This is a genomic window from Qipengyuania profundimaris, assembly GCF_030717945.1.
Taxonomy (GTDB): Bacteria; Pseudomonadota; Alphaproteobacteria; order Sphingomonadales; family Sphingomonadaceae; genus Qipengyuania; species Qipengyuania profundimaris.
The window spans coordinates 2,004,993-2,018,577 of sequence record NZ_JAVAIM010000001.1; the positions used below are offsets into that span (position 1 = coordinate 2,004,993).

At 59.7% G+C, this 13,585-nt stretch carries 12 protein-coding genes; 8 read left to right on the plus strand and 4 right to left on the minus strand.

The annotated features are described in order from the left end of the window. Positions 1 to 32 precede the first annotated feature (32 nt). From nhaA to proB, 3 genes are all read right to left on the minus strand, one after another. Positions 33 to 1,238: a Na+/H+ antiporter NhaA gene (gene nhaA / locus Q9K02_RS09880; protein ID WP_305932746.1), complete on the minus strand. Its 1,206-nt coding sequence runs from the start codon at positions 1,236 to 1,238 to the stop codon at positions 33 to 35. 8 nt (positions 1,239 to 1,246) lie between these two features. Further along, the gene (locus tag Q9K02_RS09885; protein ID WP_305932747.1) at positions 1,247 to 1,420 is read right to left on the minus strand and encodes a hypothetical protein; all 174 of its coding nucleotides are present in this window, start codon (positions 1,418 to 1,420) and stop codon (positions 1,247 to 1,249) included. 217 nt (positions 1,421 to 1,637) lie between these two features. Continuing rightward, positions 1,638 to 2,783 (minus strand): glutamate 5-kinase, encoded by a 1,146-nt coding sequence (gene proB / locus Q9K02_RS09890; protein ID WP_305932748.1) that lies wholly within the window; start codon positions 2,781 to 2,783, stop codon positions 1,638 to 1,640. A 217-nt stretch (positions 2,784 to 3,000) separates the two neighbouring features. Between proB and Q9K02_RS09895 the strand changes: the two genes are divergently transcribed. The 8 genes from Q9K02_RS09895 (at position 3,001) to Q9K02_RS09930 (ending at position 11,634) form a co-directional block, all read left to right on the plus strand. Continuing rightward, entirely contained in the window at positions 3,001 to 3,768 is a 768-nt protein-coding gene (locus Q9K02_RS09895; RefSeq protein WP_305932749.1) for a pyrroline-5-carboxylate reductase family protein, read from the plus strand. A 37-nt stretch (positions 3,769 to 3,805) separates the two neighbouring features. Further along, positions 3,806 to 5,074, plus strand: a complete 1,269-nt coding sequence (locus Q9K02_RS09900) for a glutamate-5-semialdehyde dehydrogenase (protein ID WP_305932750.1) — start codon at positions 3,806 to 3,808, stop codon at positions 5,072 to 5,074. An 85-nt stretch (positions 5,075 to 5,159) separates the two neighbouring features. Then, positions 5,160 to 6,500: a methyl-accepting chemotaxis protein gene (locus Q9K02_RS09905; RefSeq protein WP_305932751.1), complete on the plus strand. Its 1,341-nt coding sequence runs from the start codon at positions 5,160 to 5,162 to the stop codon at positions 6,498 to 6,500. Between the two features lie 331 nt (positions 6,501 to 6,831). Further along, complete coding sequence (locus Q9K02_RS09910) at positions 6,832 to 7,680, plus strand: hypothetical protein (RefSeq protein WP_305932752.1); 849 nt, start codon at positions 6,832 to 6,834, stop codon at positions 7,678 to 7,680. A gap of 73 nt (positions 7,681 to 7,753) precedes the next feature. After that, complete coding sequence (locus Q9K02_RS09915; RefSeq protein ID WP_305932753.1) at positions 7,754 to 8,851, plus strand: DNA cytosine methyltransferase; 1,098 nt, start codon at positions 7,754 to 7,756, stop codon at positions 8,849 to 8,851. Between the two features lie 2 nt (positions 8,852 to 8,853). Next, complete coding sequence (locus tag Q9K02_RS09920) at positions 8,854 to 9,270, plus strand: very short patch repair endonuclease (RefSeq protein WP_305932754.1); 417 nt, start codon at positions 8,854 to 8,856, stop codon at positions 9,268 to 9,270. Beyond that, positions 9,267 to 10,658, plus strand: coding sequence for an ATP-binding protein (locus Q9K02_RS09925; protein ID WP_305932755.1), 1,392 nt, complete (start codon positions 9,267 to 9,269; stop codon positions 10,656 to 10,658). Before Q9K02_RS09920 ends, Q9K02_RS09925 begins: the two co-directional genes overlap by 4 nt. Further along, positions 10,648 to 11,634, plus strand: coding sequence for an O-methyltransferase (locus Q9K02_RS09930; RefSeq protein ID WP_305932756.1), 987 nt, complete (start codon positions 10,648 to 10,650; stop codon positions 11,632 to 11,634). The genes Q9K02_RS09925 and Q9K02_RS09930 overlap by 11 nt, the downstream gene beginning before the upstream one ends. On the opposite strand, the gene lepA is transcribed toward Q9K02_RS09930, so the two are convergent. Then, positions 11,635 to 13,452, minus strand: a complete 1,818-nt coding sequence (lepA, locus tag Q9K02_RS09935) for a translation elongation factor 4 (protein ID WP_305932757.1) — start codon at positions 13,450 to 13,452, stop codon at positions 11,635 to 11,637. Positions 13,453 to 13,585: the final 133 nt, after the last annotated feature.

Here is a 13,585-nt window from a genome sequence, read left to right on the forward strand (position 1 = left end):
GGGGGACTCGAAATCGAGCGCCCCCGCCCGATCTATTTTGCGGCACCTTCTGCCACGGCATTGCCGGCGCGAACTGATGGCAAGCTCGACCGGATGAGCGCATAGCCGAGGATCGCCGCTATGGTCGATCCGCTGAGCACGCCCAGCTTCACGGCATCGACTTGCGCCGGATCGGCGAAGGCGAGATTGCCGATGAACAGGCTCATCGTGAAACCGATCGCAGCCAGTAGCGACAGCCCGTGGATCTGCCTCCAGGTCACGCTTTCCGGCAGGGAAGCGATACCCGCCTTTACCGCTATCCATGCGAAACCGAAGATGCCCAGTTGCTTGCCGATCAGCAGGCCAAGGGCAATGCCCAGCGGCAACGGATCGAGCAGCGACGCAGGCCGAATGCCCGCCAGCGTCACGCCGGCATTCGCGAAGCCGAAAATCGGTATCACCAGGAACGCGACCCACGGGTGCAGCGCGTGCTCCATGCGTTCGAGCGGCCGCGCATCGCCGCGGGCCTGCATCGGCACGCACAATGCTGCTGCAACGCCGGCCAATGTCGCATGGACGCCGGATTTCAGGATAAAGACCCAGAGCAGGATCGAAAGCAGGACATAGGGAATGCTAGAGGCAACCCGCATGCGCCCGACAAGGCCGAGCACCAGCAGCACGATCGCCCCCGAACCGAGCATCGTCATGTCGATGCTGCCGGAATAGAACAGCGCGATCACGGTTATGGCACCGATATCGTCGATAACCGCCACCGCGAGCAACAGCGCCTTGAGCGCCACCGGCACACGGGGTCCCAGCAGGGCCAAAATTCCCAGGGCGAAAGCGATGTCGGTCGCCGCCGGGATTGCCCAGCCTGCCAGGTTCTGCGGGCTGCCGCTATTGATACCGACGAAAACGATCGCGGGCAGCGCCATGCCTCCGATCGCAGCGACCAGCGGCAGGGAAGCCTTGTTCCAGCTCGACAGTTGGCCGTCCAGGACCTCGCGCTTCACTTCGAGGCCGACGAGGAAAAAGAACACGGCCATCAGGCCATCGTTGATCCAGAGCAGCAGCGGCTTGTCGATGACGAAACTGCCGATCCCGGCGACTACCGGGATGTCCAGGCCCGCCAGATAGGCCGAAGACAAGGGACTGTTCGCGACGATCATCGCGAGGATCGCGGCACAAATCAGGACGATGCCGCCCGCCGATTCCTTTTGCAGGAAATCGCGCAGCATGGGAGCTATTGCCTTCACCATGGCAAGTCTCAGGCCGGAGCAGCGCGAAGCGCCAGACGACCCAACAGTCTCTTGGCGCGCGAACGCAGCAATTGCAGCCTTGTAAATTCGCCCAGGTCGGGCGCACGCTTGCGCAATTCCAAGCGCAGGCGTTCGTCGATGCGCTGGTGCATCAGCATCAGGCGGAACATGCGGGCGGTCATCGCTATCTCCTCGGTCGATATGTTTATCGATCGGATAGCCGATGCGCCTGGCTAGCTGGGAGGGGGGAAGGGAAGCCCGCCAGCACGCATCGGCATATCCGATGCGGTCCGACATCACGGGAGGTCAAACGACCGCCCGCCAGAGGGGCCCGGTCCGCAAATACACAATTCGGATCGCTCGCCCTCGGTTCCAAGGAGCGGCGAAAATTTTTTCGTCCTACTCGGTGATGGCGGCTGGTGCGTCCCACAGTAGATGGCGCGTTTCCAGCGGCACGAGGTTCGCGCCGCGGATGATTTCGCCCTTGGTGTGATAGCCCAGCAACTGGTCGGCATCTGCATCCGGATTGTTGGTCAGCACGCGAACCTCTTCCGAAGTGAAATCGCTGAGGCCACGGGCCCGCTCGATCCCCTGCTTGTCGTAAATATGCAGGACATCGCCGCGCGTGAAATCGCCATCCATCGAAATGATGTCCTCACGCCGGATGGCGCGCTGGCGATCTTCCATGGTCTCGAACACCGCGTCGTTCACCACCAGACTGCCCGCCATTTGCAGGCGGTTGGCAATCCAGCTGTCCCAGCCGGAGATCGGATTGGGATAGGGCAGGATCTTGGTGGAGCGACGCTCTTGCGAAAGCACGCTGGTCAGCGGCCGATCGACTTCACCCTGTGCGATCCATGTCGTGCAGCCGGCCTCCTGCGCCATGTTGGCAGCCTGCAGCTTGGTGGCCATGCCGCCCGTACCAAGCGTGCTCTTGCCCTTGGTAGCTTCCATATATTCGGAGACATCGGTGACCTCGGGCACGAATTGCGCTTCCGGATCGTCCGGGTTGCGATCGTAAAGGCCGTCGACGCCCGTCAGAATGATCAGATCCTCGGCCCCGACCATCTGCGCGACCTTGGCAGCCAGCCGGTCGTTGTCGCCGACGCGGATTTCCTCGGTCGTGATGGAATCGTTCTCGTTGATGATCGGGATCACCTGCGCCTCGAGCAGGCGATGCACGGTGTTGCGCGTGTTGAGGAACCGGCGGTGGTCCTCGAAATCGCCAAGCGTCAGCAGAACCTGCGCAATCTCGAGGCCGAACTCATAGCCGACCTGCTTGTAGGCATTGAGGAGCAGCGGCATACCGCAGGCAGCGGCGGCCTGCTTGTCGGAAACTCCGGCGGACTCGGGCGTTTCCCCCACGATACGCAAGCCCAGCGCGACGGATCCCGACGAACACAGGATGACTTCATGCCCCTGGTTACGAAGCCGCGCCATGTCCTCCATGAGGCGCTGGAGGAAGCCGAAGCGCGGGGTCAGCATGTCCTGGTTGGCGAGCAGCGCGGAACCGATCTTTATAACAATCTTGCGTTTCTTAGTCACAATAGACAATCCATACGGCTTGAAATTTTCGACCCAGATGGTAGGTATCTATGGTGCAGTGCACAACCACAGATCGCAGATTTTTTTGGCGAATTCGATTTCGCAAATCTCTCTTACTAAAAGACCGGTCACGTTCTTCGCAGATCGGTTTTCACTGTTAAGAAAAAACAAGAATTAAACACGAAAGAGGCTAGTCATTACTTATTCCAACATCGTCATGGTCGGATGCGGCAAGATGGGAGGTGCCCTGCTTTCGCACTGGATGCAAGGGAACGAGCAGTTCACGGTTGTCGATCCAGCGCTGGACAGCGCTCCAGACGGCGCCCGGCTCGTCCGGGATCGCAGCGAAATTGCGAGCGAGACGTTCGATGTCGTCATCGTCGCGATAAAGCCGCAGATGATCGACGATATCCTGCCCGACTATGCCTCGATGCTGTCCGAGAATGGCTATGTGCTCTCTATTGCAGCCGGTTGCTCACTGTCGCGCCTGTCGCGCCTGATGGGCGGCGCCCCCGCAGTGCGTGTAATGCCTAACCTGCCCGCAGCGGTCGGCAAGGGCGTCAGCGGCTTGTGTGCGGACGACAAGGGCCAGGGCCCCGCCCTCGCCCATGCCGAAGCGATGATGGGCCGCACCGGAACTGCCGTCGTCGTCGACAGCGAGGACAAGATCGATCGGGTTACCGCCGTCGCCGGCTCCGGCCCCGGCTACGTGTTCGAAATCGCCCGCGCCTATGTCGCCGCGGCTATGGAGATGGGCTTCGATGAAGACGAAGCGCGCGCGCTGGTTCTCGGCACGATCGAAGGCGCCACCGCCATGGCGCTGGAGCCCGGTGCCGCCGGCCTCGAAGACCTGCGCAACTCCGTCACCAGCAAGGGCGGGACGACTGCCGCCGGGCTGGACGCGCTGAATGGCGACGGAACCATTTCGCGCAAAATGCGTGAAACACTTAAAGCGGCCTACAACCGGGCGGTCGAGCTGCGCTAATCCGCGCCTCCTGCCCTCTGACAAGAAAGCAAGATATATGACCGACCAGAAACTCGACCCCCAGATCCACGTCCACGAACTCGGCAGCCGCGCGCGCGACGCTTCGCGCAAGCTGGCGATCGCGGGGACCGACCAGAAGAACCTCGCCCTGCGTGAGGCAGCCAAGGCGCTGCGTTCGCGCATGGCGGAACTTCTCGAAGCCAATAGCAAGGATGTCGACAGCGTGGCTGGCAGCAAGCCCGAGAGCTTCATCGATCGCCTGCGTCTGACGGAAGACCGCGTCGAAGGCATGGCCTCCGCGCTCGAAGAGATCGCCGATCTCGACGATCCCGTGGGCCGCGTGCTGGCAACCTTCGATCGCCCGAACGGTCTCGAAATCCAACGTGTCGCCGTCCCCATCGGCGTCATCGGCATGATCTACGAAAGCCGCCCGAACGTCGGCGCCGATGCAAGCGCCCTGTGCCTCAAGAGCGGCAATGCTGTTATCCTGCGCGGTGGATCGGAAAGCCGTCATTCAACCCGCGTGATCGTCGAGTGCATGCAGGCCGGCCTCAAGGCTGCAGACCTGCCGGGCGATGCGGTTCAGACGATCCAGACCACCGATCGTGCCGCCGTCGCAGCGCTGCTCGAAGCGGTCGAGCATGTCGATCTTGTCATCCCGCGCGGTGGGCGCGGGCTCGTGGAACTGGTGCGGGACAAGGCGAAGGTCCCCACTCTTCTCCACCTCGACGGCAATTGCCACAGCTACGTCCACGAAGCCGCCGATCTCGACAAGGCGGCAGAGGTCATCCGCAATGCCAAGCTGCGCCGCACCGGCGTGTGCGGGGCCACCGAGAGCGTGGTGGTCGACAAGGCCGTGGCGCAGGATTTCATCCCGCGCCTCGCCGAGATCATGGGCAATGATTGCGAACTACGCGGCGACGAGACCGCGGTGTCGATCGACGGACGCATCACGCCTGCCACCGATGAAGACTGGGGCACCGAATATCTCGATCCCATCGCCTCGGTGAAGGTGGTCGACGGCATCGACGATGCGATCGAATGGGTCTCGACCTACAGTTCGCACCATACCGATGCGATCATGACCGAGGACGATGCCGCTGCGAAGCGCTTCATGGACAGCATCGACAGCGCCATCGTCATGCGCAACGCCTCCACCCAGTTCGCCGATGGCGGCGAATTCGGCATGGGCGCGGAGATCGGCATCGCGACCGGCAAGATGCATGCGCGTGGCCCGGTCGGTCTGGAGCAACTGTGCAGCTTCAAATACCTCGTCCATGGCGACGGGCAGACGCGGCCTGCCTGATCCGGCCATCATCAGTCGTTAACTATACTGTAAATCCTCCGGGCTAGATCGTTGACCGATCTGGTTTTGGGGGATTTTCAGTATCATGCAGCAAATCCAATCGGACAGCGGCAAGATCGACGTCGGCCAGCGGCTGAAGTATTTCAATATCGGGCCGGCAGAACAGCAGCTCATCGCGCGCATCTGGGCCGAGGCTGAGCCGCATCTCGACTGGATCATGGCACCGATGGAGGAGCGCCTGACGACTCAGGTCCGCGATGGCGATCTGCCGCCCGATTTCGATGTTGCCGCCACGCTGGAAGCGATGCGCAAGTGCATGATCATGCATTTCGGCCGCACGATCGACGATACCTGGATGAAGGTCGCCGCCGGCGTGGGCAATTGGATCACCGAGAACAAGACCGATCCCTATCGCGTCATCGCCCTGATGCACCTCTCCTTCAACCGGGTGAAGGCGCTCGCGGTCGAGAACGCCGCCGATGCGGACGAGCGGGCCGCACGATTGACCGTCCTCGGCGCGATCAACCATATGGCGTGCGAACTCGCTGTTGCTCGCGTCAATCGCATTGCGCGCTACAAAGAGGCCGACCGCCGCAAGGAAATCGCCGAACGCTTCCGCACCACAATCGCCGAGCTCGTCGGGCACGCCAACAAGCGGGGCAGCGCGGTGAGCAAGCTGGCCCAGCGCGCCCGCCGCTCCACCGCATCCATGGCCACCAATGCGGCGGAGATAGCCGCTGCAGCCGAACAGTCCGCCAATGTGATGGGCAATGCCGCGCAGGAATCGGCCACGCTGGTCGAGAGCATCGACACGACCCGCCGCTCGGTCGGCGAGATCAGCCGCGTCAGCACCGATGCCGCGCGCGAGGCGGATGCGGCCGGCGAAGTCATCAACGCTCTCAGCCAGCACACCACCGAGATCGAGAGCGTCGTCGGCATGATCCGCCAGGTCGCCGACCTCACCCGCATGCTCGCCCTCAACGCCACCATCGAGGCGGCGCACGCCGGCGAGGCGGGCCGCGGCTTCGCGGTCGTCGCGGAAGAGGTGAAGTCGCTCGCCAAGCAGACCGAGACCGCCACCGACGAGATCGTCCGCCAGGTCGAGGGCATCCAGTCCTCCGGCGGGCGCACGGTCCAGGCCAACCTCGCCATCGCGCAGAGCATCGGCCAGGTCTCCCAGACCACCTCCAGCTTCGAGCGCACCATGGAGGCGCAGTCGGGCCAGGTGACCACCATCGCCAGCATGATCGACGAGACCGCGATGACCGCGCGCACCATGGCCGAGACCATCGCCGCCGTCAGCGCCTCCGCGCAGGAGATCGACGAGAAGGCCGTGCGGGTCGAGGATATGTTCGCGATGATCACCGGCGAGCTCGGCCAGCTCGAGGTCGCGGTGGCCGAATTTCTCTCCGATATCGCGGCGTAGTTTTCTTTAAGCCCTCAAACGCCGGGCGCCGCACATCCGTGCGGCTTGGGTTGGCCTTTGGCCAGCTACGCTTCCCTCGCATAAGCTCGGGCGGGCGGTCGCCCTTGCCTCGGCTTCGCCTCGGTTCTCTAGGAGGCGAGATGTAGGCGCTGGATCCGGGCCGGCGGAGGCCCGGCAAGGGCGACCGCCCGCCCGCAGCGGGTGCAGCTTGCTGCACGCATAGCGAGGACGCGCCCGCGGATGCGGGTGCGAAACACAAAAACTCCTCCTCTCCTCCTCCCCCCTCTCCCCCCATTTTCCTACTCGCCCGAAATCTGCTTCACGCTCGCGGATGACCCGCAAAGCAGACCCCCGCGAGACCCGCCTCCCCGTTCCGGCAGGCGAGCTTCCCGCCTTCACCCCCGTCCCCCGCCAGACCAACCGCCACGACGGCTGGACCGACGACCGCCAGCGCCGCTTCATCGAGGCGCTCGCCGATACGGGCAGCGTCGAGGCCGCCTGCCGCGCGGTCAACATGAGCACCGTCGGCGCCTATCACCTGCGCCGCCAGAAAGGCGCGGAGAGCTTCCGCAAGGCCTGGGCTGCCGCGCTCGATCTCGGCGTGCAGCGGATCGAGGATGTCGCGATGGACCGCGCGCTCAACGGCGTGGAGCAGCCGGTATACTCCTACGGCAAGCTCCTCGGCAGCCGGACCGTCTATAACGACCGCCTGCTGATGTTCATGCTCCGCAACCGCGCGCCCGAGCGCTTCACCGAAGGCCGCGCAAAAGGCCCGGACGCGATCGGCAAGATGGAGCTGGAGCGCAAGAAGAAGGAATGGCGCGCCGAGTGGGAGGCCGAACGCAAGCAAGTCTCCCCCGCCCAAATCCGCGCCACCCTCGACCGAAAGGTCGAGGAATACCGCCAGAAGATCATCGACCGCGATCGCCGCGAGAGCCCTCGCGTGAAAGCCCTGCGCGCCGAGGTCGAGGCCGCCATCGAAGCCGACCGCGCCGCCGGCTACGACTGCACCCGCGATCCGGACCACGAACTCTACATCGACCCCAACGCCCAGAACCATGCGGAGGCCGAGGACGAGCCGACCGCCCTACCCCCACCCGACTGGCGCAAGCGCGAGGTGAAGGAGAGCGAAGACGCCGGACCGAGGGTGCGGACGTTGAAGGATGAGGGATGGGATTAGCGACCTACGAAAATTAGCATAAGTGCTAAGTACCACTTGCCCTAGGTCTTTCTTTCGGCAACATATTCCCTCCATGGGACGTCTTCGCGCCGCCGAACTTTTCTGTGGGACCGGCGGCTTTTCGCGCGGAGCGCACGAAGCCGGCTTCGATGTGGTAGTTGCTTACGACAACGAGCCGAACCTAACCTATTCCTACACACGGAATTTCCCGAAGACCAAGCTGGTTCCGGCAGATATCTCCGACCTGACCGGCGAAAAGCTGGTCGAAGATGCAGGGGGTTCGGTCGACCTGATATTCGGCGGCCCGCCATGCCAAGGCTTCAGCATGATCGGCAAACGTGACAAGAACGATCCACGCCGGAGCCTGCTGAAGAAGTTTTTCGAGATCGTTGAAGAGGCACGCCCACTCGCTTTCGTCGTAGAAAATGTCGAGGGCCTACTCATGGGGGCAGCACGAGACGAACTGAATGAGGCGCTCGACTTGGTACCGAGCTATGTAATTTCGGAACCCACCGTCTTGGACGCGGCAGATTATGGCGCAGCGACCAAGCGGCGTCGCGCATTTGTAGTCGGCTTGCTCTGCGAGAACCCCAATCATCCTCCACGGCAATTCGACTTCGCCGACCTTGCTCATCTCAAGAAGGACCCGGCCACGGTCGAAGATGCGATTTCCGACCTAGGTTCGATTTGCAAAGTCGACGTTGAGGACGACGGTACCGATGTTTGGCGGCTGAGAAAGAACGCTGCCAGTTCGGACTATGCAATGAAGCTTCACTCACCCGATCGCACCCTCACCGGAAACAAGCGGACGGCACATATGGAACATGTGTTGAAACGTTTCGCGAAAGTGAAGCAGGGCGAATTCGATCCTGTAGGGAAATACCCGAGGCTGAAATGGGGTGGACAGTGTCCTACCCTTCGGGCCGGGACGGGCGCGGACAAAGGATCACATCAGGCGATAAGGCCGATACACCCGACCGAGGATCGCGTGATTACCGTTCGCGAGGGTGCACGCCTCCAAGGATTTCCCGATGAACATCGGTTCCACCCGACAATCTGGCATAGTTTTCGACAGATCGGCAATTCGGTGTCTCCGATCATTGCGGAAGCCGTGCTATCGGCGGTTCATGACCGACTGACAGCGTCGCAGTTTGCAGAAGCTGCCGAGTAATCGTGGTCGACCACATTTCACCCGAGAGGCGTTCATGGCTCATGTCTCGGGTGAAAGGAAAGAACACTACTCCCGAAATACGAGTGCGTCAGTTGGCACACGCGATGGGATTACGCTTTCGACTCCATCGAAAAGACTTGCCGGGAAGGCCCGATCTCGTCTTTCCAAAATATCGATTAGCTTTGTTCGTCCACGGATGCTTCTGGCATCGCCACCCAAACTGCCCGAAGGCTTCGTCGCCAAAGACTCGTTCACAGTTCTGGCAGAGCAAATTCGAGAAAAATGTGGAGCGCGATCAACGAAATATTGAAAATCTTCGTGCACTGGGGTGGGATGCGCAAGTGATCTGGGAATGTGAAACCAAGGACCCAGCCGAACTTTCCCGCCGCTTGGAAAGCCTGTTTGAAAGAAAACAATGACCGACGAAACCAAGGAAATTTACGGTGGTCCGCAAAAGCGGTTTTTTGTGTCGATGCTTACGAGAGATATCAGTCTCGAAGACGCGATATTAGATTTAGTCGATAACAGCGTCGACGGCGTAATGCGCTTAAAGAAAAACAAAGACGAGTGGTTGCTGTACAAGGGTCATGAGGTAAACCTAACGCTAAGCGAAAAAACTTTTTTGATTAGTGACAATTGTGGCGGCATCCCACCCGATTATGTCTCAGATGCCTTTTCTCTTGGCCGCCCATCCATTGATAAAGATGGCGATCTACCAACGATTGGGATGTACGGAATTGGCATGAAACGAGCCATCTTCAAAATGGCTCACTCCGCCTCCGTTGTTTCCAATCATTCGTCAGAATACAACAAAGTCGAGTATTCCGCTCAGTGGCTCCGCCCTGAGAATAACAATTGGGAAATTCCGCTGACCACAAAAAAGTCCATCAAAGGACGTAAAGGCGTTGAAATCCGAATTGATGAATTGAAATCTGAAGTTTCGAAATCATTCTCGAGTGAAAGATTCATCAATTCGATCCGTTCGAAGATTTCTCACCACTTTGGTTACATCATTCAACGCGGCTTGAACATAAGCGTTAACGGATCTCCGGTTCCGGGCACCGTCCTCTCGCTTTTTGTCGATAAAAGGGCTGCTCCCGAGGGTATCACGGCATTTGATTACAGCCACGAGCTTGATGGCGTCCGTATTCGGGTAGTCGTTGGGCTTTTTCGACCATTAGCCACGGAGGACGAAGTAGATGGCGAAACCAATCCACATGAGGGCGTAGAGAAGGCAGGTATAAATGTCGTTTGTAATGATCGAGTTATACTGCTTTCTGATCGCACGCTCAAGACAGGCTGGGGCGACGGGGGTGTACCGCGGTTTCACCCGCAGTTTCGAGCAATTGCCGGCTTGATCGATATTTCAAGCAACGATGCATCGAAACTGCCGATAGCGACTACCAAGAATGATTTGGATGTTGGGTCCGATGTCTACCTCATAGCGCGTCAAGCGTGCGTGGAGGGGATAAAGGCATTTACGAATTTCACCAACAAATGGAAAGGGATGGAGCATAAGACGACAGACTTCTTCGACGGTGCCAAAGCTACCGAAGCCCGCAAAGGGATAGCGTTTGCTCACAAGCATGGTCGGAAGGTAGCGAAAACCGACGCGGTCAGATTTCGGCCGGCGTTGCCAGAGCCCAAATCGAAAGACCCTCGTCGCCGGATTTCGTTTGTCAGGGAAAGCTCTGAAATCAAGAAGGTAGCAAGTTACCTATTCGACGACGAAAAAACGAAACCAGCCGAGGTTGGCGCTGAATGCTTCGACCTCAAGCTTCTCGAGGCGCAAAAGAATGGCCGATAAACGCTCTGTCTGGTATCAAATTCGGCCGAACAAGTTTGTTGATCGGCGAATTTTTATGGACTTAGCAAAGAGGTGGACAAGCCATTTTTGCGATGCTCGATTTTTTTACGCTAGCATGGGCGCTAGCCACATGGTGGATCACAACCATTTCTATCGCCACACCGGAAATAGCAGACTATTTTCATTTGACGGAAATGATGAGCTTATAGCTCGCCAACTGATCAACAGACCTGTCGACAGTGCGATTTGCGAGACGCTCTGGAGCAATGAATTACCTGAACATCTCGAGATTCTTTACGAGCGATTTCAAGATGCAACAAACTCGATAATCTGGTTGGACTATATGTCGACCGAGCGGTTTTCCCAGCTTCAGGAATTGACTGAGTTACTCAAAGTGTCGCGCTCCAATGACCTGATACGAATTACATTGAATGCTCACACAGCAAACTTGGGGCCATCAGAATTTCGCGATGCAGGGTTTGAGTCGATCGGATCTTTTAGAGCAAGCCAAGCTCGCGAAAACCTCGGTGAATTCTATGACGAGACCTTCGAAGTGCTGACAGGCAATACTTTTCCAGCACTGCTATCGAACGCTGTACGGCTCGCAGAAAACAAGGCGAGAGACGAAGGGTGGGAAGGTCAGGCGACACCAGTTCTCTTGACGGAATATCAAGATGGCCAACGAATGTTTACTGCGACACTAGTTATTAGCGACGGAAACTTTGGAGACAACTTGCTCGGGGAATGGGATTTTAAACCAAATGATTGGACGGACATTCTATCAATAAATGTCCCCGAACTTTCCGCGAAAGAGAAATTTCTTCTTGATCAAAATATCTCCAAAACACCGGAAAATATAATTGATGACGTAGGCTTTTTGCCTGGCGAAGACCGCCAACAAGCTATTAAAAATGTGGCGAGCTACAAAGCTCTGCATCGGTTCGTGCCCGCATTTCACAATGTGGAGTTTGTCTGATCACTCCTCCCCCATCCGCAGCGCAGCGATAAACGCCTCCTGCGGAATGCTCACATTGCCATACTCGCGCATCCTTGCCTTGCCCTTCTTCTGCTTCTCCAGCAGCTTCTTCTTGCGCGTGATGTCGCCGCCGTAGCATTTGGCGGTCACGTCCTTGCGCAGGGCGGCGATGGTTTCGCGGGCGATGATCTTGCCGCCGATCGCGGCCTGGATCGGGATCTTGAACAGGTGGCGCGGGATGAGGTCCTTCAGGCGCTCGCACATACCGCGGCCGCGCTCTTCCGCAACGCTGCGGTGGACGATCAGCGATAGCGCGTCGACCGGCTCGTTGTTCACCAGGATGTTCATCTTGACCAGGTCGCCTTCGCGAAGGCCGATCTGCTCGTAGTCGAAGCTGGCATAGCCGCGGCTGATCGATTTCAGCCGGTCGTAGAAATCGAACACCACCTCGTTCAGCGGCAGCTCGTAGCTCACCTGCGCGCGGCCGCCGACGTATGTGAGGTCGGTCTGGATGCCGCGGCGGTCCTGGCACAGCTTCAGGATCGCGCCGAGATATTCGTCGGGCGTGTAGATCACCGCCTTGATCCACGGTTCCTCAACCGCCTCGATGCGGTTGACGTCCGGCCAGTCGGCGGGGTTGTGGATGTCGATCGTCTGCGCGTCCTCGTTCTTCGTATGGCCGAGGTGGACGCGGTAGACCACGGAGGGGGCCGTGGTGATGAGGTCGAGGTCGTATTCGCGGCTGAGGCGTTCCTGGATGATCTCCAGGTGCAGCAGGCCGAGGAAGCCGGCGCGAAAGCCGAAGCCCAGTGCGGCGGAGCTTTCCATCTCGTAGCTGAAGCTGGCATCGTTGAGGCGCAGCTTGCCGATGCTTTCGCGCAGCTTCTCGAAATCCGCCGCGTCGACCGGGAAGAGGCCGCAGAAGACCACGGGCTGGACTTCCTTGTAGCCCGGCAGCGCTTTTTCCGCCCCGCCCTTCAGCGTGGTGATCGTGTCGCCGACCTTGGCCTGTTCGACTTCCTTGATCTGCGCGGTGATGAAGCCGATCTCGCCCGGGCCGAGTTCGGGCAGGTCGGTGCGCTTGGGGGTGAAGCAGCCGACGCGGTCGATCAGGTGCTGGGTGCCGCCCTGCATGAATTTGACGTTGAGGCCTTTCTTGATGACCCCGTCCATCACCCGCACGAGGATGACGACGCCGAGGTAGGGGTCGTACCATGAGTCGACGAGCATGGCCTTGAGCGGCGCGTCGCGGTCGCCGGTGGGGGGCGGGATGCGGGCGACGAGCGCCTCGAGCGTGTCCTCGATCCCGATGCCGGATTTGGCGGAGGTGAGGACGGCGTCGGATGCGTCAAGGCCGATGATGTCTTCTATTTCCGCGCGGACCTTGTCGGGCTCGGCGGCGGGGAGGTCGATCTTGTTGATGACGGGGACGATTTCGTGGTCGTGCTCGATCGACTGGTAGACATTGGCGAGGGTCTGGGCTTCGACACCCTGCGCGGCATCGACCACCAGCAGCGCGCCTTCGCAGGCGGCGAGGGAGCGGGAGACCTCGTATGCGAAGTCGACATGGCCGGGCGTGTCCATGAGGTTGAGCTCATAGGTCTCGCCGTCCTTGGCGGTGTAGTCGAGGCGCACGGTCTGCGCCTTGATCGTGATGCCGCGCTCCTTCTCGATGTCCATGTTATCAAGCACTTGCTCGGACATCTCGCGATCGGTCAGCCCGCCGCAATGCTGGATAAGCCGGTCGGCCAGCGTCGATTTGCCATGGTCGATATGGGCTATGATCGAGAAGTTGCGGATCTTCGAAAGGTCAGTCATCGCCCGCGCAATTAGCGACGAACCACACCCGTGTCAGCAGCAATGCGCGTAGGGGGAGCGCTTTTTGCCTAAGCCAAGGTTCGTGACGAGGATCGGTACGGTCCAGGTCTCCTTAGTTAAGGCACTTCGTCGA

Bases quoted from the DNA above. Each gene is read 5' to 3' on its own strand.
- Q9K02_RS09905 (WP_305932751.1), top strand. From the start codon at position 5,160: ATGCAGCAAATCCAATCGGACAGCGGCAAGATCGACGTCGGCCAGCGG.
- Q9K02_RS09925 (WP_305932755.1), top strand. From the start codon at position 9,267: ATGACCGACGAAACCAAGGAAATTTACGGTGGTCCGCAAAAGCGGTTT.
- Q9K02_RS09885 (WP_305932747.1), bottom strand. From the start codon at position 1,420: ATGACCGCCCGCATGTTCCGCCTGATGCTGATGCACCAGCGCATCGAC.
- Q9K02_RS09900 (WP_305932750.1), top strand. From the start codon at position 3,806: ATGACCGACCAGAAACTCGACCCCCAGATCCACGTCCACGAACTCGGC.
- lepA (WP_305932757.1), bottom strand. From the start codon at position 13,452: ATGACTGACCTTTCGAAGATCCGCAACTTCTCGATCATAGCCCATATC.
- Q9K02_RS09915 (WP_305932753.1), top strand. From the start codon at position 7,754: ATGGGACGTCTTCGCGCCGCCGAACTTTTCTGTGGGACCGGCGGCTTT.
- Q9K02_RS09910 (WP_305932752.1), top strand. From the start codon at position 6,832: ATGACCCGCAAAGCAGACCCCCGCGAGACCCGCCTCCCCGTTCCGGCA.
- nhaA (WP_305932746.1), bottom strand. From the start codon at position 1,238: ATGGTGAAGGCAATAGCTCCCATGCTGCGCGATTTCCTGCAAAAGGAA.
- Q9K02_RS09930 (WP_305932756.1), top strand. From the start codon at position 10,648: ATGGCCGATAAACGCTCTGTCTGGTATCAAATTCGGCCGAACAAGTTT.
- Q9K02_RS09895 (WP_305932749.1), top strand. From the start codon at position 3,001: ATGGTCGGATGCGGCAAGATGGGAGGTGCCCTGCTTTCGCACTGGATG.